Source organism: Kitasatospora sp. NPDC049258 (genome assembly GCF_040678895.1).
Lineage (GTDB): Bacteria > Actinomycetota > Actinomycetes > Streptomycetales > Streptomycetaceae > Kitasatospora.
In genome coordinates this window covers 26,375-50,202 of the sequence record NZ_JBFAQT010000030.1, presented here as the reverse complement: position 1 = coordinate 50,202, position 23,828 = coordinate 26,375, and the positions used below count along the sequence as shown (strand labels likewise).

25 protein-coding genes are annotated in these 23,828 nt (G+C 73.7%); 8 read left to right on the top strand and 17 right to left on the bottom strand.

Translation table 11 applies throughout. The features are described from left to right. The first annotated feature begins 219 nt into the window (after nt 1–219). A complete protein-coding gene (locus AB0K43_RS23345; protein WP_363642754.1) occupies nt 220–702 on the top strand; it encodes a hypothetical protein in 483 nt (160 codons plus the stop codon). Nucleotides 703–762: 60 nt separating this feature from the next. Here AB0K43_RS23345 and AB0K43_RS23340 read toward each other — a convergent pair whose 3' ends face one another. Together AB0K43_RS23340 and AB0K43_RS23335 are read right to left on the bottom strand one after the other, a co-directional pair. After that, complete coding sequence (locus AB0K43_RS23340) at nt 763–1,338, bottom strand: hypothetical protein (RefSeq protein WP_363642752.1); 576 nt, start codon at nt 1,336–1,338, stop codon at nt 763–765. Between the two features lie 81 nt (nt 1,339–1,419). Then, complete coding sequence (locus tag AB0K43_RS23335) at nt 1,420–2,004, bottom strand: TetR/AcrR family transcriptional regulator (RefSeq protein ID WP_363642750.1); 585 nt, start codon at nt 2,002–2,004, stop codon at nt 1,420–1,422. Nucleotides 2,005–2,174: 170 nt separating this feature from the next. Here AB0K43_RS23335 and AB0K43_RS23330 point away from each other — a divergent pair, with 170 nt between their 5' ends. Next, a complete protein-coding gene (locus tag AB0K43_RS23330) occupies nt 2,175–3,164 on the top strand; it encodes a chlorophyllase (RefSeq protein ID WP_363642748.1) in 990 nt (329 codons plus the stop codon). Here AB0K43_RS23330 and AB0K43_RS23325 read toward each other — a convergent pair. Further along, nucleotides 3,144–3,851 (bottom strand): TetR family transcriptional regulator, encoded by a 708-nt coding sequence (locus AB0K43_RS23325; RefSeq protein WP_363642746.1) that lies wholly within the window; start codon nt 3,849–3,851, stop codon nt 3,144–3,146. The two genes, AB0K43_RS23330 and AB0K43_RS23325, sit on opposite strands and share 21 nt — an antisense overlap. 125 nt (nt 3,852–3,976) lie before the next feature. Here AB0K43_RS23325 and AB0K43_RS23320 point away from each other — a divergent pair, with 125 nt between their 5' ends. Continuing rightward, complete coding sequence (locus AB0K43_RS23320) at nt 3,977–5,095, top strand: NAD(P)/FAD-dependent oxidoreductase (RefSeq protein WP_363642744.1); 1,119 nt, start codon at nt 3,977–3,979, stop codon at nt 5,093–5,095. A gap of 26 nt (nt 5,096–5,121) precedes the next feature. On the opposite strand, the gene AB0K43_RS23315 is transcribed toward AB0K43_RS23320, so the two are convergent. Next, entirely contained in the window at nt 5,122–5,586 is a 465-nt protein-coding gene (locus tag AB0K43_RS23315; RefSeq protein ID WP_363642742.1) for a hypothetical protein, read from the bottom strand. Nucleotides 5,587–5,747: 161 nt separating this feature from the next. Between AB0K43_RS23315 and AB0K43_RS23310 the strand changes: the two genes are divergently transcribed. Then, entirely contained in the window at nt 5,748–6,107 is a 360-nt protein-coding gene (locus AB0K43_RS23310) for a TraR/DksA C4-type zinc finger protein (RefSeq protein ID WP_363642740.1), read from the top strand. A gap of 90 nt (nt 6,108–6,197) precedes the next feature. Here AB0K43_RS23310 and AB0K43_RS23305 read toward each other — a convergent pair whose 3' ends face one another. Together AB0K43_RS23305 and AB0K43_RS23300 are read right to left on the bottom strand one after the other, a co-directional pair. Next, the gene (locus AB0K43_RS23305; protein WP_363642738.1) at nt 6,198–6,650 is read right to left on the bottom strand and encodes a DUF5324 family protein; all 453 of its coding nucleotides are present in this window, start codon (nt 6,648–6,650) and stop codon (nt 6,198–6,200) included. A gap of 63 nt (nt 6,651–6,713) precedes the next feature. Further along, on the bottom strand, nt 6,714–6,884 hold the full coding sequence (locus AB0K43_RS23300) for a hydrophobic protein (protein ID WP_363642736.1): 171 nt from the start codon (nt 6,882–6,884) through the stop codon (nt 6,714–6,716). A gap of 352 nt (nt 6,885–7,236) precedes the next feature. Between AB0K43_RS23300 and AB0K43_RS23295 the strand changes: the two genes are divergently transcribed. Further along, nucleotides 7,237–7,941 (top strand): TetR/AcrR family transcriptional regulator C-terminal domain-containing protein, encoded by a 705-nt coding sequence (locus tag AB0K43_RS23295; protein ID WP_363642734.1) that lies wholly within the window; start codon nt 7,237–7,239, stop codon nt 7,939–7,941. Between the two features lie 89 nt (nt 7,942–8,030). On the opposite strand, the gene AB0K43_RS23290 is transcribed toward AB0K43_RS23295, so the two are convergent. The 11 genes from AB0K43_RS23290 to AB0K43_RS23240 all read right to left on the bottom strand — a co-directional run bounded on the left by AB0K43_RS23290 (nt 8,031) and on the right by AB0K43_RS23240 (nt 19,432). Next, nucleotides 8,031–8,747 (bottom strand): glycosyltransferase, encoded by a 717-nt coding sequence (locus tag AB0K43_RS23290; protein WP_363642732.1) that lies wholly within the window; start codon nt 8,745–8,747, stop codon nt 8,031–8,033. Further along, the gene (locus AB0K43_RS23285; RefSeq protein WP_363642730.1) at nt 8,744–9,400 is read right to left on the bottom strand and encodes a class I SAM-dependent methyltransferase; all 657 of its coding nucleotides are present in this window, start codon (nt 9,398–9,400) and stop codon (nt 8,744–8,746) included. The genes AB0K43_RS23290 and AB0K43_RS23285 overlap by 4 nt, the downstream gene beginning before the upstream one ends. After that, complete coding sequence (locus AB0K43_RS23280) at nt 9,397–10,227, bottom strand: PIG-L family deacetylase (RefSeq protein WP_363642728.1); 831 nt, start codon at nt 10,225–10,227, stop codon at nt 9,397–9,399. The genes AB0K43_RS23285 and AB0K43_RS23280 overlap by 4 nt, the downstream gene beginning before the upstream one ends. Then, nucleotides 10,224–11,285 (bottom strand): acyl-CoA dehydrogenase family protein, encoded by a 1,062-nt coding sequence (locus AB0K43_RS23275; RefSeq protein ID WP_363642726.1) that lies wholly within the window; start codon nt 11,283–11,285, stop codon nt 10,224–10,226. Before AB0K43_RS23275 ends, AB0K43_RS23280 begins: the two co-directional genes overlap by 4 nt. 890 nt (nt 11,286–12,175) lie before the next feature. Beyond that, nucleotides 12,176–12,763: an SMI1/KNR4 family protein gene (locus tag AB0K43_RS23270; RefSeq protein WP_363642724.1), complete on the bottom strand. Its 588-nt coding sequence runs from the start codon at nt 12,761–12,763 to the stop codon at nt 12,176–12,178. Nucleotides 12,764–12,774: 11 nt separating this feature from the next. After that, complete coding sequence (locus tag AB0K43_RS23265) at nt 12,775–14,628, bottom strand: DNA/RNA non-specific endonuclease (RefSeq protein ID WP_363642722.1); 1,854 nt, start codon at nt 14,626–14,628, stop codon at nt 12,775–12,777. Continuing rightward, nucleotides 14,625–15,527 carry a sensor domain-containing protein gene (locus tag AB0K43_RS23260; protein WP_363642720.1) on the bottom strand — a complete coding sequence of 301 codons (903 nt, stop codon included), beginning with the start codon at nt 15,525–15,527 and terminating at the stop codon, nt 14,625–14,627. Before AB0K43_RS23260 ends, AB0K43_RS23265 begins: the two co-directional genes overlap by 4 nt. Nucleotides 15,528–15,564: 37 nt before the next feature. Then, the gene (locus tag AB0K43_RS23255; RefSeq protein ID WP_363642718.1) at nt 15,565–15,798 is read right to left on the bottom strand and encodes a hypothetical protein; all 234 of its coding nucleotides are present in this window, start codon (nt 15,796–15,798) and stop codon (nt 15,565–15,567) included. 54 nt (nt 15,799–15,852) lie between these two features. Beyond that, nucleotides 15,853–17,784: a hypothetical protein gene (locus AB0K43_RS23250; RefSeq protein WP_363642716.1), complete on the bottom strand. Its 1,932-nt coding sequence runs from the start codon at nt 17,782–17,784 to the stop codon at nt 15,853–15,855. Further along, nucleotides 17,781–18,752: a protein phosphatase 2C domain-containing protein gene (locus AB0K43_RS23245; RefSeq protein WP_363642714.1), complete on the bottom strand. Its 972-nt coding sequence runs from the start codon at nt 18,750–18,752 to the stop codon at nt 17,781–17,783. The genes AB0K43_RS23250 and AB0K43_RS23245 overlap by 4 nt, the downstream gene beginning before the upstream one ends. Then, on the bottom strand, nt 18,749–19,432 hold the full coding sequence (locus tag AB0K43_RS23240; RefSeq protein ID WP_363642712.1) for a hypothetical protein: 684 nt from the start codon (nt 19,430–19,432) through the stop codon (nt 18,749–18,751). The genes AB0K43_RS23245 and AB0K43_RS23240 overlap by 4 nt, the downstream gene beginning before the upstream one ends. A 221-nt stretch (nt 19,433–19,653) precedes the next feature. On the opposite strand from AB0K43_RS23240, the gene AB0K43_RS23235 reads away from it, so the two are divergent. The 3 genes from AB0K43_RS23235 (at nt 19,654) to AB0K43_RS23225 (ending at nt 23,591) form a co-directional block, all read left to right on the top strand. Further along, nucleotides 19,654–22,002 (top strand): helix-turn-helix transcriptional regulator, encoded by a 2,349-nt coding sequence (locus tag AB0K43_RS23235; RefSeq protein WP_363642710.1) that lies wholly within the window; start codon nt 19,654–19,656, stop codon nt 22,000–22,002. Further along, nucleotides 21,999–22,949 carry a DUF6801 domain-containing protein gene (locus AB0K43_RS23230; protein WP_363642708.1) on the top strand — a complete coding sequence of 317 codons (951 nt, stop codon included), beginning with the start codon at nt 21,999–22,001 and terminating at the stop codon, nt 22,947–22,949. The genes AB0K43_RS23235 and AB0K43_RS23230 overlap by 4 nt, the downstream gene beginning before the upstream one ends. A 336-nt stretch (nt 22,950–23,285) precedes the next feature. After that, nucleotides 23,286–23,591: a hypothetical protein gene (locus tag AB0K43_RS23225; protein WP_363642706.1), complete on the top strand. Its 306-nt coding sequence runs from the start codon at nt 23,286–23,288 to the stop codon at nt 23,589–23,591. The last annotated feature ends 237 nt before the right edge of the window (nt 23,592–23,828 follow it).

Sequence of the window (23,828 nt, the reverse complement as noted above, 5' to 3'; positions counted from 1 at the left end):
CTTGAGCCCTGGCACGGTCGTGCCGCGGAGCGGCCCGGCCGTGCTTCACCCGGCTGGCCGCTCCTCCGCTCGGGTCAGGCTCGGAGCCCGCGGTCGCTCGATCGGGTTGTCATGGCCCGCACCGGCGAGCGCTCCGGGCGGGGGCGCGAATGAATGGGTGCCATGTGCTGGAGCGCCGGCCCCTGGCGGGCGGCGCCACGACCCCGAGGCAGGTTTCGCATGACCCACAGCACCCGTACCCGCACGCTGCTCGTCGCCGGCGCAGTCCTGGTGACGGCGATGGCACCCGCCATGGCGGCCCGAGCGGCGGCCCCGTCCCGTTCCGATCTCACGGTGGTCCGGCTCGATCCCGATCCGGCGCCGCCCGGCGGCGGGACCACCGTGCACGGCTTCGTCGCCAACAACGGCCCCGACACCACTGCCAACGCCTTCGCCGTGACGATCGAGATGCCGCCGGGCGCCCGGGCGGTCGGACCGTTCTTCCCCGACAACTGCCAGGCCGGCCCCCTCGGCCACACCGTCCGCTGCGTCTTCCCGGCCGGACTGCCCCAGGGGCGCACGGCCACCGCGCTGATCCCGGCGCGGATCTCGGGCCTGCTCGGCAGCGGAACGGTCCTCACCGGAGGCAGTGTCACGGTGACGGGCCCGGACGACACCGACCCGGCGAACAACCGCGCGCCCTTCACCATCACCGTGGCCTGACCGGCCGACGAGCGGCTCGGCGATCACCGCCGGGCCCCCTGCTCCAGTGGTCAGGGCCGTTCAGGGGCGCAGGCGTTCGAGCTCGTCGGCGCGACGGTGGTCCTTCGGGCGGCCGATGGCGCGCCGCATCCGGATCAGGTCGTCCAGCGCGACGTAGCGGATGGTGATGCCAGAGCGATCCACGGTGCTCAGGGCGCGGGCCAGGCAGGCCGCCGTGTCGAGGCCGCCCCACGGCACGGCCGGGGTGCACAGGTCGCCGCTGACGCCGCTCACCCGGTAGCCGGCCTGGGGAAGGTCGAGGTCGGGCAGGTCGGTGCAGCCGGCCGCGGTCAGGGCGGCCCGCAGCGCGCCGGCCTCGGTGACGGAGCCGTCCCAGAGCAGGTCGAGGTCGCCGGTCAGGTCGGTCGAGCCGTGCAGGATGCCGGCGACCTGCCCGACCACCGCGGCGCGCGAGCCGGCCTCGTGCAGGGCCCGCAGGAGCGGGAAGGGGTCGAAACCGAGCGCCCCGTCGGAGGCGAAGGTGCCCTCGCGGTCGTCGGCCTGCTCGGGGCGCAGGCCGGTCGGTACGCGGTCCCGGGTGGCCTCCGCGATCCGGCTGACGGCCTCGCGGAGCCGCTCGGCGGCAGTGTCGGTCATGCGGCCATCCAACCGCAACCGGCGGGCCGGCGGAGTAGCGGGGTGGCGGCCCGTGAGGTGCCGGGCCGCGAGCCGGGACGGCTACGGTCGCAGTCCTCGTAGGAGCAGGTCGACCAGCCTGCGCGGGTCGTAGCGCGGGTCGCCGTCCCGCCCGATGCAGAGGTTGCCGATGCCGCGCATCAGCTCGTAGGCGTGCGTCCCGGGCCTGATCTCGCCGGCCTCCTGCGCAGCCTCGAGCAGGTGCGCGCAGACGGGCACCAGCCGGTCCAGGAAGTAGGCGTGCAGCGCGTCGAATCCGCTGCTGTCCGACTGCATGGCGTTGGCGAGGCCGTGCTTGGTCACCAGGAAGTCGACGAAGAGGTCGGCCCACGCGCGCAGGGCCGCGAACGGGGAGCCGGTGTCGGCCAGCAGGCGCGGGCCGGCCTCGGCGCACGCCTCGACCTGGTGCCGGTAGACCGCGACGACGAGATCCGCCCGGGTCGGGAAGTGGCGGTAGATCGTCCCCATCCCGACGCCGGCACGGGCCGCGATCTGGCGGATCGGCGCATCGACGCCGGAGGCGACGAAGACCTCGGCGGCGGCGGCGAGCAAGGTCTGCTGGTTGCGCACCGCGTCGGCCCGCTTGCTGCGGGCCGGCACCTCCCCGGAGGGGCTTGCAGCGGGCACCACGTTCTCCTTCCGGCGGTCGTTGACAAAGCGGAACAGCGCTCCGTATCGTAATCGGAACAACGCTCCGCTTGAATCGTAGCGGACGCCGCCCACTCCTGCCCGCCTCGCCCGCCACCCGCAGAACGCGGCCGGCGCTCGGCAGAGGCCGCCGAACGGAGACCCACCCCATGAGTGCATCGATCCGCCCCGCCGACCCCTGCGGCGCACCCGCTCCCGTCCTCTCGATCAGCCCGGTGGTGCTGCCGATCCCCGGTCGCGCCGTCGACCTGGAGATGCGGATCTCCGCGCCCGCGACCGGGAGCGACCTGCCCATCGTCCTGCTCTCGCACGGCCAGGGCTTCTCGCACCACCTCTCCTCCCTGAACGGCTACGCACCGCTGGTCGACCACTGGGCGGCGCACGGCTTCGTCGTCATCCAGCCCACCCATCTGAGCTCCACGACCCTGGAGCTGCCCCCCGAGACCCCCGGCGCACCCATGTACTGGCGGTCGCGGGCCGAGGACATGACGCACATCCTCGACCGCCTCGACCTGATCGAGGCCGCCGTCCCCCACCTCCGCGGGCGGCTGGACCGGAGCAGGATCGCCGTGGCCGGGCACTCGATGGGCGGGCACACCGCGAGCCTGCTGCTGGGCGCCCGACTCACCGATCCGCTCGACGGCGCGGTCGCGAGCCTCGCCGAGCCCCGGATCAAGGCGGGCGTCCTGCTGGCCGCGCCCGGCCGGGGCGGCGACGCCCTCACCGGGTTCATCGCCGAGCACTACCCCTTCCTCCTGACCACGGACTTCAGCGGGATGACGACACCCGCCCTGGTGGTCGCCGGCGACCAGGACGCCTCCACCCACCTGACCGTCCGGGGCCCCGAGTGGCACGCCGACCCGTACACCCTCTCCCCCGGCCGCACGTCGCTGCTCACCCTGTTCGGCGCGGAACACGGGCTCGGCGGGATCTCCGGGTACGACGTCGCCGAGACCACGGACGAGCACCCGGAGCGGGTCGCCGCGGTCCAGGAACTCACCTGGGCCTACCTCCGCACCGAGCTCTACCCCGGGGATCCCGCCTGGCGGACGGCGTGCGACCGGTTGGCGGCCGGGCCCGACCCGCTCGGCCGGGTCGAGTCCAAGGAGGCCGACCGGCTACCGGCCATCGGCGATTGACGCGCTCCCGGTGATTCCCGTGATTCCCGTGATTCCCGCGAGGATCAGGTCGATCCCGGCCAGGAACTCCACCCGGTCGTCGTGATCGCGCAGCCGGCCGGCGACGCCCCGGGTGAACGCGTACTCCTCGGGGTCGAGCTCGGCCCAGGCGGTCGCGGTGGCGTCCAGGAACGCGGTCCGGTTCGTACCCGGCCGGGCCCCACGGGCGTTGGCCGCGTTCTGGCCGCCCACCCCGAGGATGTAGTTCAGCAGCGCGGACGCCGCGGTGAACCGGGCGGCCTCGGGCACTCCGAGCGCTTGGACCTGGCGGCCGATGTGCTCGAAGACCCGCAGCATCGGTGACCGCGCCGGGGCGCGGGCGATCTGGGTGCCGATCCACGGGTGGGCGTCGATCGCGTCGAACACGCCGAGCGCCAGGGCGCGGATCGCCTCCTGCGGCGTCGCCCCGGCGGCCGCTGCGGCCATGCCGCCGGCGATGACGGCGCCGGTGGCGGCGTTGAGCAGCTCGTCCTTGCCGGAGACGTGCCAGTAGATCGCCCCGGGCCCGGTGGCGAGGCGCTCGGCCAGGGCGCGGAACGTGAGCCCGCCCTCACCCGCCGCGTCGAGGATCCCGATCGCGGCCTCGACGATGCGCTCCCGGGAGAGCGGTTCCTCCCGGCGCTCCGGTCGACGCGCCCTGGTTGCCATCCGGCCATCCTGCCACAGCAGTGGAACCCCGTTCCAGCTTGACATCGTTGGAACGCCGCTCCAGGCTGGCACTGGAACGCTATTCCAGAGTGTTCCGGAACGGTCCATAGCCGCAAGGAGCCCCCATGACCACACCCGTCACGATCATCGGCGCCGGCCTCGGAGGCCTGACCCTCGCCCGCGTCCTGCACGTCCACGGCATCCCGGCAGCCGTCTACGAGGCCGAGGCCTCCCCGACGGCGCGCTCACAGGGCGGGATGCTCGACATCCACGAGAACAACGGCCAGGCGGCCCTCCGGGCGGCGGACCTGATGGAGGAGTTCCGCGGCCTCGTCCTGGAGGGCCGCGAGGCGACCCGGGTGCTCGCCCCGGACGGGAGCGTGCTGTACGAGGACGACAGCGAGCGCGGCCGTCCCGAGGTACTGCGCGGCGAGCTGCGGCGGATCCTGCTCGAATCGCTCCCGCCCGGCACCGTCCGGTTGGGCCACAAGGTCAGCGGCGTGCGCGCGCTCGGCGCGGGCCGCCACGAGGTGGCCTTCGCGGACGGCAGCACGCTCGCCACCAGCCTGCTGGTCGGCGCGGACGGCGCGTGGTCGAAGGTCCGGCCGCTGCTCTCCGACGCGGTGCCCGAGTACCTCGGCCGATCGTTCGTCGAGACCTACCTGTTCGACGGCGACACCCGGCACCCGGCGAGCGCCAAGGTGGTCGGCGGCGGGTCGATGCTCGCGCTCGCACCGGGGAAGGGGATCCAGGCCCACCGGGAGAGCGGCGGCACCTTGCACACCTACGTGGCGCTCTCCGCGCCGCAGGACTGGTTCGCCGGCATCGACTTCGCCGATCCCGCCGCGGCCGCCGCGCGGATCGCCCGGGAGTTCGACGGCTGGGCGCCGGAGCTCACCGCGCTGATCACCGACGGTGAGACCGCACCGGTCCTGCGCACCCTCAGCGCCCTGCCCGCCGAGCACCGGTGGGACCGGGTGCCGGGGGTGACCCTGCTCGGCGACGCCGCCCACCTCTCGGCCCCGAACGGCGAGGGCGCCAATCTGGCCATGTACGACGGCGCCGAGCTCGGCCGCCTCCTCGCCGCGCACCCCGGCGACCTCGAGGCGGCGCTCACCGCGTACGAGCGGGAGTTGTTCCCCCGCAGCGCCGCGGCCGCCGTCGACGGCAACCTCCTCCAGGAGCTCCTCTTCGGCGACAACGCGCCCCACAGCCTGGTCGAGATGTTCACCGGGCACGAGTAGCCGCCACGGAGCACTCGCCGGACGGCCTACGCGATCTCCTCGGCGGCCGCGGCGACGAATGACTCGACCGTCTGCCGGCACGCGGTGGACAGCGCGACCGACTCCGCCTCGTCGGCGGCCTCGCCGAGCGGCCAGTGGGACTCGAACGCGGCCCGGGCCGCGTCCTTCACCCGCTCGCTCCCGGCCACCAGCTGCACCCGGAACAGCGCCTGACGCGCCGTCGAGCGGTGCTGGAAGACGGACAGCCGCGCCGACTCCGCCTCCTGGCCCGGGCTGTCGCGCTGCTGGTGCCAGCGGTTCAGCTGGGCACGGGACAGCTCGGCCATCGCCGCCGCGAATCCGCTGTACGCCTCCACCCGCTGGCTCCTGATGTAGCCGGCCCGGCCGTTGTTCTCGGTGCGCTCCGCCAGGCGGAACTGCAGGAAAGCGGTCAGCCCGACCCCCAGCAGCGTCCCCAGCACGGCCACCGCCGCAGTCCCGATCTCCCCCACGGCCCCATCGAACCACGAGCCGCGGCACCTTCGCACACCCGTACGCCGGCCGGGCCGTCCGCCGTCCGCCGTGCGCCGTGAGCCGTGCGCCGCCGCGAGCCGGGCCGGAACTGCGGCAGCAGGCGGAATGGCGACGCCGGACGGGATCGTTGGTCCTACCGATGGGTGATTCGGGCCGCGGTGCCGCACTCCTCCTCGCGGAGGAGCGGGCCCGCACGCTCGCGCGGATCTCCGGACTGGGCCGCGAGTACGCCGAGATCGTCGAGGCGAACGCCTTGGTCGCGATCGACGACGAGCACGATCCGGAGGGCTCGAACACCGCCTTCGAGCGGGCCCATGTGGCCGCGCTGCTCGCCGAGGCCCGGGAGCAGTTGGCCGATCTGGAGCTGGCCGCGGAACGGCTGCGCCGCGGCACCTACGGACGCTGCGAGCGGTGCGGTGAGCCGATCCCGCCGGAGCGCCTGGAGGTCCGCCCGGCGGCGAGGACGTGCGTCGGCTGCGCCGCTCCCCGCCCCCGCTGACCACGACCGAGCGCTCGGGTCGGCTCCGCGGCGGGCCTGCCGAAGGCGCGGGGCCAGGAGCGGCGTGCTCCTGGCCCCGCGCCTTCGGTGTCAGGCCGAGGTCGCCTCCGCAGGGCTCCGCTCGGGGGCCCGCAGGTACGGCGGCTCCTCGAACAGCTCCTGGTACCGGCTCTGCTCGCGAAACCAGGCCCAGGCCAGCACCCCGGCCGCGGCGAGCGCGGCGATCGCCGCCACGGAGCCGGCCCGGCGCCTGCCGCGCTGCCTGCGGGCCTGCTCGATCTCCGCCGCGCCGACCTTGCCCCGCAGCGCGGCCAGCGCGGCCGCGCTGCGGCCGGGGACGGTACGGGACGCGGTGACGGCGGTGCTGCGGGCCCGGTCGACGGCGTGGCCGGCCTCGGTCGCCAGTGCGTCGAGGTGCGGGGCGATCCGCTGCCAGGCCTGTTCGGCGCCGTGCACGGCCGCGTCCTTGGTGCGGTCGAGGTCGGTGTCCAGGACCTCACGGAGCTTCTCGGCGGCGCGTCGTGGTGCGGTGCTGCGGTTCACGTCTACCTCCAGGTCGATGCCGGCGATCGGTCCGACCGCCGGGGCTGGGCGCGGCGGCCCGTCCTACCAGCGGTACCAGCGGTGGCGGCTGCCGGAGGAGTGCGTACCCCGGGCCACGAAGCCGAACAGCCAGACGACCAGCACCACGATCGCCACCCACCAGAGGATCTTCACCGCGAAACCAACCCCGAACAGGAGCAGTGCCAGCAGCAGGACGAGGAGAAGGGGAACCATGGGAACCTCCGTGGTGATCGGCAGTGTCGAGGAGCGACTGCCCCGGATCCCGGAACACATGCGCGGCACCGGGGACTTGCACCGCCGTGTGCTCGATGCAGGACGCCGGCCGCACGGGCGATCACCAGCGGCGAGGCCGGATCGTGGATCAGCACGCCCAGGGTGATCAGGTTGCCGGCCCCGATCGGCAGGACCAGCAGCCGGCCCGGGCCGGTCACCTCGTGCGCGGCACCGGGGTCGCCGATCTACGTCGTATGCCTACGGTGAACTCCTGGACTACACTGGTGTCTACAGCGCAGGTCTACGAACTTGTGGGTCGCCGGCACCGACCCCGGCGAGAGAAGGCGCAGACATGACCCCGCCCCCGGTCGATCCGGCCCTCGAGGACTGTGACCCACCCACGGGCGGGAAGCTCAGCCGGGAGCGGATGCTCGCGTGTGCGCTGGAGATCATCGACCGCGAGGGCATCGAGAAGATGTCCATGCGCCGGCTCGCCCGCGCGCTCGGTCACGACCCGATGAGCCTCTACCGGTACGCACCCAACAAGGCGGCCCTGCTCGACGGCGTCGCCGAGACCGTCCTCGACGACCTCACCGTGGACCCCACCGACCCCGACTGGGCCGCCCAACTCCGCGCCGTCGCCCGCCAGTACCGCCGAATCGCGCTGGCTCACCCGCACGTCGTGCCGCTGCTGGTCACCCGCCCGCTCGCCACCCCGCTCGCCCTACGACCCCTGGGCACCCTCCGCCCCCTCGAAGCCATCCTCGCGTTACTCACCCGGGCCGGCTTCAGCAGCTCCGACGCCCTGCACATCTACCGCGCCCTGTTCGGGCTGCTGCACGGCCACATCCTCAACGAACTCCAGGAACTCGTCGACAACCCCGAGGAGACCGACGACCTGCTGCGCCTGGGCCTGCACCGCCTGCCGATCGGTGAATTCCCCCTCCTGCGCGGCCTCGCCACCACCCTGGCCACCTACGACGGCGCCGCCGAGCTGGAACGCGGCCTCGACATCCTGCTCACCGGCCTGACGACCACACTCACCCCGACCCCGTAGCGCCGACCCGGGCGGCGCCACCACCTCCGCCACGGGCCGGGGACCTGGCCGTCGCGGACAGCGCGACACCACCCGCAGGGCTTCGGCGGTCACCCGGCCAGCGCGTCGAGGTCCTGAAGGAAGTCGCCGAATCCGCCGCGGACGTGGGAGCCGCGCCGCGCGGACGTGGCCACCGGGCACCGGGTCGTGCGTTTGACCCGGTGCCCGGTGGCCTCCAAACCGGCGACCAGGGCTCGGTCCTCACCGACGGTCAGCGGCTCGAAGCCGCCGGCCGCCCGGTAGGCGTCGGCCCGCACGGCGAGGTTCGCACCGTGGATGTGCGGATGCCCGGCGAACCACCCACCCTGCCGGTAGTGCCGTCGGAAGGCGGCGGCGGTGCTGTCGGGGTGACCGCTCCAGTCCGTCACCCGGACGGTGCCCACCACGGCGTGCCAGCCGGCGGCCGCATGGGCGAGCTGCTGGGCGAGCCAGCCGACCGGGACCAGGGAGTCCGCATCGGTGTGCGCCAGCCACACGCCGTCGGGGGCAAGACCGGGCCGGGACGCGAGAGCGGCGTCCAGGGCATGGTCGCTGCCGGCCGCGCGGGCCGCGCCGACGTTGCCCGCGGCCAGTTCCAGCGGTTCCGCGCCGTGCCGGCGGGCGATCGCCGCGGTGCCGTCCGTGCAGGCATCGGCGACCACCACGACCCGCACCGGCAGGTCCCGTACCCGCGGATGCCGGGCGGCCCGGTGCACCGCCTCCAGACAGCCACCCAGCAACTCCTGCTCGTCGCGGGCCGGCACGACCACGGCCAGCGCGCGGATCACGACAGCCCCTCGCCGGCGGCGACCGACAGCAGCTCCGCCGGGGTGCCGGGCCGCTCGGGCCGGGTGAACACGTCGAGGAGGAAGTCCGGCTCGGTGTGCGCGGCGATCCGCACCAGGGCCGGATGGGCGCGGGCCTGCCGGTGGACGGCGTCGGCGCTCCGGACGTGCTCGGCGACCTCGTGGCGCCAGTGGACCAGGAGCAAGGTCCCGCCCGGGTCCAGGGAGCGCACCGCGCGGTCCAGCAGGTCGGCGCAGTCGGCCGCGGCGAAGTAGTACAGCAGCTCGGAGAGGACGACGAGGTCGAAGCGCTCCTCGGGCCAGTCCGCGGGCAGCACGCGGTGTTCCACCCGGACCTGCGGCAGGTGCGCGAGGCGTGGGCGCGCCTGGGCGAGGGCGCGTTCCTCCCGGTCGCAGCAGAGCAGCGCCCGGCAGCGGTCGGCGAGGAGCGCGGACAGCACGCCGACCGAGCAGCCGGGTTCGAAGGCGCTGCGGTGGACCGGCTTCGGCAGGGCCGCCAGCGTGAGGGCGTACTTGCGCCGCTCGTACCAGCGGTCGGCGAGCTGCCACGGATCGGACCGTGCGGCGTACATCCGGGTGAAGTACTCCCCCGGCGTACCCGCGGGCTGCTGCGCGCGGCGGCGGGCGGCGGTCATCGCCAGATCGTCTCGAAGTCGCGGCGGAAGTGGGCGAGTTCGGCGGGCGGCAGGATCGCCTCGTCGCCCGGCCCGGCGCCGAGCGGCCGGGTCTGGCTGCGGAAGCACTCCAGCGCGGCGTGCTTGCGGGCCAACGCGCCGGGCGGGAGCTGGATACGGGCCGCCCGGTGCCAGGGCAGCCGGGCATCACCCGGTGCGGCCCAGTGCCATGCCCACACCGGGTACTCCCACACCGGCACGTCCCGTGCCGCGCCTGCCGCCAGGGCTGCGCGGCCGGCGGCCTCGTGGTCCGGATGCAGATCCTGGCCGAACGGTGCCACGCACAGGTCGCAGTCCCGCAGTTGGCCGGCCAGCAGGCCGGTCAGCTCGTGCTCGTACCGGGCGACCCGGCCGTCGGGGATCCCGAGGCTCACCGCCTGTACGTCGGCGCCCAGCCGGCCCAGGGCCTGGCGCAGCTCGCGGGTGCGGACCGGCGCCAGGTCACGGGCCACCGGGGTGTCGCTGTGCGGGTGGGAGGCCTCCCCCTCGGTGACGGACACCAGGCGCAGCCGGATACCTGCCGCCGCGAGCAGGGCGATCGTGCCGCCGAAGCCGAGCACCTCGTCGTCGGGATGGGCCGCCACGACCAGGACCCGCGGTCGCCGGCCCGGGCCGGCCGGCAGCCGGCTCAGCGGGTCGAGGACGGGCAGGCTGCGGAATCCGGGCCAGGCCTGCCACTCCTGTTCCGGTGTGCCGGCCGCCTGGATCGGATCGGCCGGGTACGGCGGCGGGGAAGGCCGCGGTGCCGGCTCGGGAGCGGGACGGGGCCGGGCCGGGCGGCTCCTCACCGGTCCTCCCAGTCCAGGTGGGCGGCGCGGGCCGCGGCGCCGAGGGCGGCGAGGTCGCGCTCGGCGTGGTGCTGGCGCAGGTAGACGGTCAGGTCGGCGACGGCTCGCGCGTGGACGGCGTCGTGGCCGAGCGGTGCCGCCCCGAGCGCCCGGCCGACCCGGCCGAGGACCTCGCCGGCGGCGCTCTCCACGGCGGCGCGCACCCGCATCGTGCGCAGATGCGCCGCGCCGGCCGTGTCGTGGGGGTCGGCGTCGACGGCGGCGGCCGCGCCGTCCAGCAGGGCGTCGACGGTGGCCAGCCGGGCGTCGACGGCGCCGAGGTGCGCCAGGGCGTGCGGATCCAGCTCCCACGTCCGGGCGGCGGACAGCAAGGTGCGGGCGACGGCGCGGGCACCGCCGAGCCAGCACGCGGCGACACCGATCCCACCGTGGTGGAATCCGGGGCGCTCCAGGTAGGCCCCGGGCTCGCCGACCGGGACGGCCCGGACTGCGTCGAACTCGACGTCCAGGGTGTCGCTGCCCGCCATCCCCGGGCCGGGCCAGCTGTCGGGCAGCGGCGCGATCCCGGGCTGCGCGACCTCGACCTCGAACAGGCGCCGTCGCTCCCCTTCACGCGCGGTCACCAGCGCGTGCGTACACACCCGGGCGCCCGAGCAGAACGGTTTCACCCCCGACAGGCGCCACCCGGCCGGGACCTTGCGTGCCTCCAGCCGGTAGCCGGGCGGCTCGGCCGCCCACACCCCCCACCGAGCGCCGTCCCGGCCCGCCGGGAGATCCGCCGGGCCCCGGGTACCGAGTTCGGCGAGGATCGCCACCGCGTCCGTGTGCCCCTCGGCGAGCCGGGCCAGCGAGAGGTCCCGCTGGGCCCAGCGGGTGAGTGCTTCCCAGCGGGCGCGGGTCCGACCACCGCCGGGCATCGGCAGCTCCAGGTCACCACGGACCGCCATCCGGGTGAACGCCTGAGCGACGCTCCGGCGGTGGTGCTCCGCGTCGGCGCCGGGACCGCGGAGCTCGCTCGGGTCGGTCGGCGTGTCCGTGGGCGCGGCGCCGGTGCTCACCGGATGTCCGCCGGGCGCGGGTCGGGCCGGCGCGGATCGGGCTGGCGCGGCAGGCGCACGGGCCACGGCGGCAGGGTGGACGGTCGGAAGGACGGCCCAGCGGTCACGATCTGCTCCTCGCTTCGGGCCGGGTGGGCCCACGGAACAGGCACCCGGCTGCCCTCCGACTCTGCATCGCGAGCAGGCCCGCCGCACGCCCAGCAGCACCGCCACGCCGGGGGCGGTCGGCCCCTGCCCCCGGGGCCGCAGCGGAGCGGTGCGGGTGAACTCCCGTCGCCGGCCGCCGGATCCCGATGGATGCGCCCGGCGAGCACGGGTGCCCGTGCCCGGTCTTGCCCCGCCCGACATCGCGACGACAGGAGCGAGCGGCTGCTGTTCGGCGACCCGATGAGATACGACTACGGCTGGGCCGAGCACGAACTGGCCGGCGGGATGTGACGTTCCGGGCGGTGGCCCGGCAGATGCCGCGCTTCCTGCGGCTGGCCGGGCAGGCCGACCCGCAGGGCTCTGGTCGTCCTGGTCGGCGCCGAGGTGCTGCGCGGCCTGGCGGCGGCCCTCCTGGGGATCGACCGACCCGACGCCCCGGGCACCCCGGGCGGCGGATCGAGCATCCTCCAGCCGTGCGATCCCACCATACTGGCGGCGACCGTCGCTCAACTCGCTTGGGCACGACGGACCTTCCACCCTGATCCGCCGGAAGATCCTCGCGCTCCTGCGCGGCGCCGATCCGCACCCGATCGGGGCGAGGATCACCGAGCTCCGGCGAGCCCGGGCCACCGCACCGGCCGCGCTCCGGGACGTCATCCCGCTCGCTTCGGCACCACTAGCTGGCACACCTCCGAGGGCGTGTCCTGAATGGACCATGCCCCGGCGGAGCGCGCGCGAGTCGCTCAGCCCCCGATGTATGACCCGGAACCGTACTGCTCGACGTCGCGGCGGTACTGGTCCTGCCAGTGCAGGAATTCGTGGCTATTGCTGTCGAACCTGCATTGCAGTTTGCGGGGAAGACCTCCCGTACAGGCTCTGGCCAGGAATTCAACAATGCCGTAGGGCAGGACCGTCATTTCTCCCTCCTCGTACACGCACACCGGCCACTCGGCGCTCGACTCGCCCTCGACCCGCCACAGATAGGAGACAGCGCCGTCGTCCAGGCCCCATTGGATATACGCCTCGGCGTCACCCACCACTTCGGCGACGTGCGACTGGACGGCGGCCCGGCGGAACGCCTCGGTGGTTTCCATCAAACTGGTGCTGTACCGATGGCCGGTCGCTTCTGCCGGAGCCGCGATCAGCAGGAAGTCGTCAAGCGACCCGGCGCCGTAGACCGCGAGGAAGTCCAGGTAGTCCGGCGGCAACCGGACCCCCAACGCGGCCTCGGCCTCCGCGACCCCCTGCAGGTCCAGTGCCGCCCCGGCCGCGCTGGCCGGCGATGGGGGGAGAACCCGCAGTAGACGTTCGAGCGCATCGCTTGCCGTCATGCTTCTCTCCACTAATCTGTCGGGCCCGTCGGAACGGGGCTCACCGGCTTCATGCGGTCATCGAATACACGCCCGAGGTTGTACCACTGACTGTTCTTGCTACTCCATATCTTGTTCTCAATCAGGACGCTCTCCTTGTCGATTCCCCGAGTTCCGTCGCGGTAGACCCCTCGGGCGGTGATCACGAACTCGTACGGGACTGTCCTGTTCCCGGCGTAGTGCGGTGTCACCGTATAGCGGACCACCTGGTCCTCCTTGGTGATCGCGTTGAAGACCTCGCGCTCAAGGTCCTCCATGTGCGGAGTCATCCCTGGGTCCTTGGGCGTGCCAGGGGCGGCGTTCGCCGCCCTGGAACAGGTGGCGAGGTTGTCCAGGTCGGTGCCGCTCCCACTCAGCCGGTTGGCGAGCAGGTGGCAGTTGTTGATCCAATACCGCGGATCGCCATTTCCCAGGTAGCGGCTGTAATTCCTGGCCCAGTTGTACCCGGGCGGGCGGGGGTCCTGTTGGACACTGCTGCCCTCGTGCGTGTCGAGGTAGTCCTGGTCGAGGCAGGCGTTCATCTGTGTCGCCCGGTTCCCGTTCGCGCTGTCGCGCTTGCCGTAGTCGACCCATCCCTTGCCGGCGCGTCGGCAGTCTTCGGGGTCCGGACGCTCGTCTCCTGCCTGCGGATCGGCGCTCGGTGGGGACTCCGAGGAGGCGGCTGCTTCCTGGATTGTCGTGATCCCGTCGATGGGGAGCTGTTCGCCGTTGCGGTACGCGACGAGCCCTCCGGATGCGAAGACCTCTGGTGCCGGGACCGCGGCTGCGGTGGGCGCTTGTAGCCGTAGCGCCGTGTAGTGGCCGTTGGGCTTGCGGGCCAGCCCGTCGTAGGTGACGGCCGGGCTGCCGAGGGTGGCTGCCTGCGCGGGGGAGAGCCGCCGGACGGCGTCGGGCGTCAGGTACGCCGTGCCCGGGCGGGTGTCGACGGTGGTGTCGTGTTGCTTGGCGTACTGCGTCAGTGCGGCAGTCCGGGGCCGGCGGTAGGGGCTGTCGCCGGTGTCCTGGTCCTGGCCGGCGAGCCGGTTGCCGGTTTGTGGAGGCGGAGCGGGCGCGTCACCGCCCTGGTCCATGGCCGCTGCGGGGTTCGACGGAACGGAGGCGAAGCTCTGGATCGCCTGCGCCATCTGCGCGAGCAGTTGCTGGCCCCGGGATTGGAGCTGCTGTTTCTTCGTCTTGAGATCGGAGGCCTTCGAGTCGTTGGCTTTGGAGGCGGCGTCGAGCTGGGAGGACCTGGCATCGACCTGGGACGCCTCCTGCCGGATCTGGCTCTCCTCGCCCTGGATCTTGTCCTCCACGGCGTTTTCCTGGTTCCTCCTGGCCTCCAGTTGGCGTGCTTCGTCGTTGAAGGCGGCGGCTTCGCGTGCCTCCGCGGGCATCTGGAACGTGTGCTGCCTGGCGTTGTGGGCGGCGATCTCGTCGTCCACGGCCTTCGCGTGCTCGTTGTGGCTGCTGATCTCCTGGTTCATCGCGGCGACCCTGGCGTTGAGGGCTGCCTTGCTGTCGCGGATGGCGGCGGACTCCTTCGTGATCCGCTCCGCCTCGGCGACCACGTCCTTCTCCTGCTGCGCCAGCTGCGCCGCTTGTCGGTTGGCGTCCTCGACCTCCACCAGCAGGGTCGCCAGGGCGGCCTCGAAGCCCCGGGGCGCCACCAGCGGAACGGGGGCGAGCGTGCCCGCCTGCGCCGTCACCGCCACAGCAGCGGTCGCCGCAATCGTCTGCGCTCCGATCGCGACAATCGGTGCCAGGAGGGCCACCAGTACGAGGTGGACGACGCGGGGCAACGTCCGCCGGCGGCGCGCAGCCGCCATGCGCGCGGGCGCGGTCATCCGGTCACCTTCCCAGCGAGCTCGTCGGTGATCTTCGAGGCGGTCGACGTGCCGTCGCCCTCCTGGCAGACGGCGACCTGGACCAGGGTTGCGCCCTTCACTCTCGCCTGGTGGACGCAGGCCCAGCCGGCGGCTCCTTCCTGCGCCGCGGCCCACACCAGTGCGTTCTCTGCAGCGGGGCGCGCCGTGTAGGCCCATTTCGAGCTGCGGCCGCTCTGGTTGGCGACCGTGGCGGACGGGCACGTGGAGAGACCGTCGGTGAGCCTTTGGAAGGCGGTGCCGGCCGTGTCGGTGTCCGGGAAGACCCCGAACGTCTGGTTCACGGTGTAGGCGCCCGTACCCCCGGCGTCTTGGTAGGTCGCCGAGAGGAACGCCTTCCACCCCTGCCCGAAGACCGACTGCGTCGTCGGCCCCGCCGCGATGGCGCAGTCCGACGGCGCCACGTTCAGCGCGGTGTGGGGCCGGTCCGACTGCGGTCCGGCGACCACTGTCGTTCCGGCAAGCCGGCTGACGCTGTCGGCGCTGAGGAGGTCCGCCTGAACCGTCCCAGCAGCGACGTGTGGTGGAAGACCTGTGGGCTGCTGCGGCCACACCCACCATCCGATACCGGTCAGCCCCAGGCAGGGCACCACTGCGGCCACCAGCAGCTGCCAGTGACGGACCCCGGTTCCCCGGCGCGTTCCCCGCCCCGCCGTTGCCGGCTGCGTGCCCGGCCCGGCACCCGGCTGTCCGGGCACCGACGGCGCCGCAGCAGACGGGGTGGCGGGCGCAGGCCGGCTCGGAGCCGGTGCCGCAGCCGGGCCGCTGCGGCCGAGCTGGGGCGGCACCGCGCGTGGTGTCTGCTGCCAGGTGGGCGGGGCCGGTGCGGCCGGGTCCTGGTTCCGGTAGTGCTTCGTCATGACGTCCTCCTGGTCGCGGTGTTCGGGGCGGTGCCGTTCATCGGCCGCACGCGGCGGCGAGGACGAACAGCAGGAACAGCACGGCGAGGGCGCCGAGGCAGCCGAGGCAGCCGCCGCCGTCCGGGTTCTTGGTGTTGGTCTCGACCGTTCCGCCGGGGTGGAGGCCGGGGTGTCGGCCGGCGTAGTGCGCGATCTGCGCCCGCTCGCCCTGGGACTCGGGGCCCCAGGAGGTCTTGAAGCCGCACTCGCCGCACCGGTAGCGGTATGCCATGTCAGGTCCTCGGACTGTGTCGGTGGGATGGTGGATCGCTCGCCGCGCGGCGGGTCAGCGCCAGCGCCAGCAGACGGTGTAGCCGACGTCGGGGAACTCGTTGGAGCGCCAGTAGACGGAGGCGTCCTGTCCGCAGAACGCGGGGTAGTTCGGCGTACTGGTGCGTCCGGTGACGTAGACGTTGGAGCGGTCGCAGCTGCCGACGTTGGTGAAGGTGGAGCCCGACTTGGACAGGCATTCGCGGACGGTGGCGTAGCCCGCGTCGTCGGGGAACACCATGGACAGGCACTGCAGGACGTCCCGGTCGGCGCCCTGGGGGCCGGAGGCGGTCCGCCACTGGTTGTAGTGGGGCCAGCTGTCGCACTTGGAGTGGTCGCCGGTGCCGTAGTAGACGGCGAGGACCTTGAAGGCGCCGGTTTGGCAGGACTGCAGCGACCACGGGCCCGCGCCGTTCGGCCCGAAGACGCAGTCGCCCTGCCGGGCGTGGTAGGAGTCCCCGCCCGGGCTCTGGTAGCTGAGGCACAGGACCCGCGAGTAGCGCTTGGAGCTGACGCTCTCGTCGTTGCCGGGCACGTTGGCGCAGCCGTCCAGGTCGGTGCTGCCCTCGTTGGTCCGGACGACCTCGAACGTCCCGGTGGTGCAGGTGGTCGGGGTGAGATCGGGGTGATCGGTGGTCCCGGTGACGAGAAAACAGTCGCCGACGCCAGCGGTGGCGACCGGATCGGTCGGACTCGGGCTCGGGGTGGGCGTCGGGGTGGGCGTGGGCGTGGGTGTCGGGGTCGGTGTCGGGGTCCTCGGGCGGGTGCTGCTGATGGTCGGATCGGGTTGCGGGGGCCGGTACGAGCTGCCGACGGAAGGCGGCTGGTAGCTGCCGGCGGGTTGGGGATCGTCGGGGTGGGCCGCGTACAGCAGCACTGCCACGATGGCGGCCACGGCGGCGAGTACCTTGCCGACCCCGGCCGCCGCCCTGCCCGCTGCCGCGCCCGCCGAACCTGACCTGCTGTTGACGTGCGGCCGCGAGGTAACCGACCCGGTCGGCGGCTTCTGCTGCGAGCGCCCGCCCGGTTTCGTTCCCCCGGCGGCTTTCGGCCCGGGGTCGGGCTTCAATTTCCCGGAAGCGGAGGCCAGTTGCTCGGCCCAGGCGGCGGGCGTCGGCCGGGCGGCCGGGTCTGTTTCGAGCGAGGCGCGGGCCAGGGCGCCGAGGGCCGGGTCGATGGCCGCCAGCGCGGCGGGGTCGGTCGTGTTCTGGTGGCGGGCGAAGAGGCGGACGGCGAGCAGGGCGAGCTTGTAGGTGTCGCTGTGCCGGGTCGCTCGTTCCTCGCCCGCGGGGACGTGCCAGTCCGGGGTCTCGGCCTGCGGCAGCACCGTCGCGCCGTCGGTGCGGGCCGCGTCGCAGTCGATGAGGAAGCACTCGGGCTGCGGTGCGAGGGCGAAGAGGAGGTTCTTCGGCGAGAGGTCGCCGACGGCGACGCCGAAGCCGTGCAGCCGGTCGAGGGTGGTCGCCAGGTCGGCGAGCAGCAGGAGCCGGTCCCGGTCGGTGACGGTCAGTCCGATTCCGGCGACGTAGGCGTCTTCGTTGAGGAGGTACTCCAGGGTGGCGAGCCGGGGCGGGCCCTGGTTGCCGCTCGCCAGGGTCCGGAGCGTGAAGTGGAAGCGGTCGGGGACGGCCCGCATCAGGAACCCGCAGGTCTGTCCGCCGCGTTGGACCACGGCGGCGGGCCAGGCGGTCTTCTCGCACAGCCACCGCGCCTGTTCGCCGGTCAGCCGCGCGGGCAGCGCGACCGCGGCGGCCAGCGCGGCGGTGTCCACCCGCGGCAGCACCGCGGGGGTGTACTCCTTGTGGACGACCTCCCAACCGCCGTCGGCCGCCGACTCGTTGATGCGCTTGTTGCGCACCCGGTGGACCGATCCCTGACCCCCTCGGCCGAGTTCCCCGTCCAGGGTCAGCGCGGCGAACTCGACCGGGGCGGCCGACCCCGCGCTCACCCGTGTCCCTCGGCCCGGGGCCAGACCGCCAGCAGGGTGCGGTCGTCGTCGAAGGTCTCCCGGGTGAAGTCCAGTACGTGGGCGAGCCACAACGGCGGCGGGGCCGAGGCTAGTTGACTGGCGAACAGTTCTCCGACCCGGCCGTCTCCCTCGCCGAGCGGGTCGCCGAACCCGTCGGTGCCGACCAGCAGCGTCCACGGCTCGGCCAGCCGTCCGACGGCGGTCTCCGGACGGTCGGGGACCAGGGGGAGCGGGGAGACCTCGTTGCCGACCAACGGCGTGCCCGGCACGGCCTTGCCACCGAACAGCGGGCGATAGCCGCCGCCGGCCCGGTCCAGGAGCCACGCCCCGGAGTCGCCGATCCGGAACACTTCGACTTCCAGGGCGTCGCCCGCGGCACGGACCGCCCCCGCCACCAGGGTGGTCGCGTACAAGCGGGTCACCTCGGCCGGCTGCGGCGCGGCGGTGCCGAGCCGCCACCGCGCCAGTTCACGCAGCCGTTCCGCGGCGTGGGCCGCGACGTCGGCGCCGTCGAGCCGCTCCGCGCCCCGGTCGAGCAGGTGCAGGATGCGTTCGACGGCGGCCCGGCAGGCCTCCAGCGCGCCCTGGTGGGACTCGGTGGCGCTGGACACCCCGTCGGCGACCGCGAAGACGACGCTCCCGGTGGCCTCGTGCACGGCGGCGCGGGCCGCGTCCTGGCGGGGCTGCCGGTAGTAGCGGTGCTTGGCGCCGCGCACCGAGGCGAACCGCAGGGTGAGCCGGTCGGTGGACCAGCCCTCGCACTCGCTGTCGGGGAAGTCGAAGGCGTACTGGCTGGGCGGCCGGGCCTCGAACTCCAGGCCCGGCACGTCCACCGTGATCCGCCGCCACGGCACCGGGTCCGGCCCGGTCGCCGGGGGCGGCCCGGCGGGCTTCGGAAGCGTCGCCGGCGGCGCGGGGTCCGGGTCGCCCCGGCGGGCGGGCGTCACCGGCCGACCTCGTCGATGGCCATGGTGAACTGGTCGGGCCGGTTCACCACCAGCTGCGGGTCGGCCGAGTTCAGGGCGTGTCCGGAGGCGACCAGGCTCATGGTGAGCGAGTGGAAGAACTCCGAGATCGCCCGGCCGACGTCCGTGCCGGACTTGGCGAGGAAGGCGAACTCGGGACGGGTGGCGACGTCGACCATGGTCTGCGCCCGGGCGTCGCCGAGACCGCAGGCGATGATGTTCGGCGCGGTCGGCGTGCGGTCCCGGTCGGTCAGCTCGGCGTGCGGCGCGTGCCAGGACGAGCCGTCGGTGGGCTGGCCGTCGCTGAGCAGGAAGACCACCGGGCGGTGCACCCGGTAGCCCTCGCCGCGCAGCCACTTCACGTCGCCGGGTATCCGCCGCAGCAGGTCCTCGAAGACGGCCCGGTAGTTGGTCACCCCCCGGATCACCAGCCGGGGCACCGCGGTCTCGGTGCGCATGTCGGCCACCGCGAGCCGGACCTGGACATCGTCGGAGAAGCCCAGCACGGCCAGCCGGAGCTTGGCCGCGACCATCGGCTCCGCCCGCAGCCCCTCGCACAGCGACGCCACCCCCTCCCCCAGCTCCCGCTGGTACGGCGCCATCGAGCCCGACTCGTCGGCCACCACGTAGGCCGGCAGCAGGACGCCCCTCGCCTCCGCCATCGCAAACACCGCCTCTCTCAAGTTCACGCAACCGGTGTCGCGGACGGGTGTGGGCCAGGGCCTCGTGACGGGGTGCGCCACGGGGCCGTGGAACCGGTTGTCCGCACCGCCGATACTGGCGTCGTGCCGGGCGAGTGCACAGGTCACAGCACCGGTCATAGGTGACCGGTCGTCAGCGGTAGGCTCGCCCCTGCATGCGGAACCCAGGGGAGGGGCGGGGCGTGGCGGAGACGCTTGGAGGCGTGGTGCGCCAGTTACGCAAACAGGCCGGTCTGACGCAGTTCCAGCTCGCCGAGCGGGCAGGGCTCGGCGAGAGCACCGTCCGCCGGATCGAGACCGACCGGACCTTCGACCACCGGCTCGGCACCATCCACCGCATCGCGGAGGCGCTCGACGCCGCCCCAGAGGACCGCCGGCGGTTGAGCGCCCTCGGCGGCGGCACCGTCCAGGCCGTGCCGGAAGCCCCGGCCCTCCCACCGGAACCACCACCGCCGCCGCCCCGGGACCACGGCCCGCTCGCCGACGCCGCCGAGGAGCTGGCCCGCGAGAGCCGGCGGCGCTGGCGGCGCGAGGAGGCCCAGCACCGGGTCCACCACCCGTTCGCGCTGCCGGTGCGCTGGCAGCACGTGTCGGCGGGGGTGGCCGACCAGTCGGCGAACGCCCACCTGCTGGCCCCCGGCGAGACCCGCACCGCACCGGACCTCAGCGGCGACCTGCGGCGGGTCGCCGAGGTCTACGGGCGAATACCGTCCGGGCGGCTGGTGGTCCTCGGCCGGGCCGGCTCCGGCAAGTCCATCCTGGCGGTCCGCTTCGCCCTCGACCTGCTGGACGCCCGGACCCGCGCGGACCGGGTGCCGGTGATCTTCAGCCTCGGCTCCTGGGACCCGACCGGCGTCACCCTCCGCGACTGGCTGATCGGCCTGCTGCTGCGCGACTACCCGCACCTGGCCCGGCGCGTCCCCAGCGGCAAGACCCTGGCCGCCGACCTGCTGGACGACGACCTCGTGCTGCCGGTCCTGGACGGGTTCGACGAACTCGCCGAAGGCCTGCGCGCCCCGGCCCTCGAAGCGCTCAACCTCTCCCCGCTGCCGCTCGTCCTGACCAGCCGGCACACCGAGTTCACCGCCGCCGTCCGGACCGCCCACGCCCCGCTGGCCGCCGCCGCCGTCCTCGAACTCCGCGACCTCGACCTCGCCGACCTGCGCGACTACCTGCCCCGGACCGACCCGACCTTCCCCAAACCCGCCGGCACCGACGGGCAGGACACGACCTGGGAAGCCGTCCTCGACCCCGCCCGGACGGCGGAGAACACCGGCCGCACCAACATCGCCATCGCGCTACGCACCCCGCTGATGATCGCCCTCGCCCGCACCATGTACAGCGACCACCCCGAACGCCGACCGGGCGAACTCCTCGACACCGCGCGCTTCCCCACCCCGGACGCGATCGAGGAACACCTGCTGGCCGGCTTCGTCCCCTCCGTCTACCGGCCCCGCCCCGCCGAACGGACCGACAACAGCTCTCGGCGGCACCGTACTTGGGACGCCGAGCGGGCCGAACACTGGCTCGGGCACCTCGCCCGCCACCTGGCCCGGCTCGACCGCGAACAGCAGGACCTCGCCTGGTGGGAGATCGGCACCAGCATGGGCCGCACCCCGCGCACCCTGATCGTCGCCTTCCTGGCCGGCCTCGCCTTCGGCGTCACCACCGCGGTCGGCAACCTGCCGGTCGACCTGGTCGCCACCTCGCACAGCCTCCGGTTCGCCGTCGTCCGCGGCCTGCTGGTCGGCCTCCTGCACGGCTCCGTCGCCGGGGCGCTGTTCGGCCTCGTCTACTGGCACGCCCGCGCCCGCGCCGCCCTCCGGCCCTCCCCCGTCCGGCTGCGGCTGAGCGCCGGCACCCGGCGCACCCGCCGCAACGCCCTCATCCGGTTCCTGATCGGCCTGGGCTGCGGAGCAGTCGGCATGGCGCTGCTCATCCTGGTCGACGAGGGCCTGGTGGCCCCGATCGGACTCGCCGACGGACAGGGCGCCGACCTCGCGGCCGGACTGCTGTTCATTCCGCCGATCGCCCTCGCGACCGGGCTGGTCTTCGGTCTGATCGCCCTGTTCGAGGCCCCGGTGCGCACCGAATCCGTCGTCAGCCCTGCCGACCTGCTGCACATCGAGCGCCGCAACGTCGTCTTCCACATGATCACCTGGGCACTCGTCCTCGGCATCGGTGTCGGCCTGCTCAACGGCCTCGTGTACGGGCCGCTGCGCGGCTTCGAAGTCGGCCTGGTGTTCGGGCTGGAGGCCGCGTTCGGCGCGGGGCTCAGCTACGGACTGAGCCTGACCGCCTGGGGCCAGTGGGTGGCACTGGCCCGCATCTGGCTGCCGCTCACGGGGCAACTGCCCTGGGCGCTGATCGCCTTCCTGGACGACGCCCACCAGCGCGGCGTGCTCCGCCAGGTCGGCGCGGTCTACCAGTTCCGCCACGCCCGGATCCAGAGCCACCTGAGCCGCAGCCACCAACGGCGCCACGGCCGCGAACAGCACCGCCACGACCACTCGACGGAAGGGACACGATGAGCGCCGAACCCCGTACGCACCGCCCGAGCAGGCGCACACGGCGCGCAGCCGTCGCCGCGACCGCCACCGCCCTCGTCGGCACCCTCGCCGCCGCCCCCGCGGCCGCCCGGCCCGCCGCCCCCACCCTCCACTACACCTGCGTCTTCCCGACCATCGGCGGACAGGCCGTCACTGCCAGGATCTCCGCCGACATCCCGGCCACCCTGCCGGCCGGCGAGTCCAGCCCCGCCTTCGCCATCCAGGCGGCCGCCACCGTCGAAGCGGCCTTCACCCTCGGCCTGCGCTACGTCCTCGGGGTGCGCACCATCGAGGGCTCGGTCGACGCCGAGACCCGCGTCCTCGCCCCGCAGGGCGAGACCGCCGTCCCCGTCCACCTCGCCATCACCCGCACCCCCGTTCCCGCCTCCGGCGCCTTCGAGATCCCCGCCACCGGCAACGCGCCCCGGCTCTCCTTCACCCGCTCCGGCACCGGGCGCGTGACCGCCGGCAACTTCACCCTCCACCTCGTGCCCAAGGACGCCGACGGCAACCTGGCCGGGCCCGGCCGGGTCGACGTCCCCTGCACCCTGAACGCGGGCCAGGACAACACCGTCGCCCCCTTCGAGGTCACCGCTGCGAAAGCCTCTCCCACCCCGTCCCCCACCGCCGCTCCGTCCACCCCACCCCCGTCCTCCGCAAGCCAGGCCACCACCCCGCCGGGAACAGACGCCCCCGCCGTCGCGAGCACCGCCTCCGCCAGCATCACCCCGCTGGCTCCCCCACCGCCAGCGTCCGCCCCCACCACGACCGCCCCCACCACAACCGACGCACCGCAGGCGCCGACTGCCCACCTCCAGGCCGCCGGCCCGCTCGCCGCAACAATCGCCGCAGTCCTGGCCGCCATTGCCTCAGCCGCCGTCCTCTACCGGCGGTCGAAGCGCCGTGGAGCATCCGACACCTCAGCCTGACCATCCGCGATGCTCGGCCAAGCCCGGCCCGACGAATGCTGCCGCTGTCAGAGCGCGCCGATTGCCCACGCGGTATCGACAGAATCAGTGCCCATCGGGCGTGGAAGCTCGCATTCCCACAGGACCCAGCGCCCATCGAAGCGCGGAGCCCACAATCCCGCACCAGGGCGGGGCGCCGGACGGCGCCGCCGCGCATCCGACTACGGCGCAGTCCCGTACGCACGGCATGTTCCGCCGCGGGTCCGTGACCTCCGCCGGCGCCGTTCGATCGTGCCCGGGAGCTCGCCCAGCTCGCCGCCCCGGGTCCGCCGTACTCACCGGACAAGGACGATCGACATGCCCGCCCCTGCCCTTGACGCAACTCCGCCACCGGCCGGCTACCTGCGGTACTACCCGTACAGCTGCTCGGAGTTGAAGCGCCACTGCGAGGCGCTGCGCGGTTTCGCCGCCCGGCTGGGCCTGCCCGCCCCAGCCCTCTACCTCGACAACGGCTATCCCTCCACCGCGCCGCGGCCGGGCCTTCGCCGGCTCGCCCGCGTGCTCACCGGCATCGGTGGCCTGCGCGTACTCTGCCTGCCCCGGCATGACCTCACCCCGCTGCGCGACGCCCGCAGATCATCTGATCGATATCCCGACGATTGATACGATCCGATCCAGCACGGCCACCCGCCCCATGCCGTCGACCTGCGGCCCACTCGCCCGTCCGGCAAGCCAGGAAGACCGGCCCTGCCCTCCGTCAAACCCTCTGGAACCTCTCGATCATTTGATCATTTGATCCATTGCTCTTGACTCTGATCCGCGGCCGACCCACGATGTCCGGTACCCAGCTCCGGCCGGCGTCCCCGATATCGGACGACCGCCCCGAGTCTGCATGGAAAC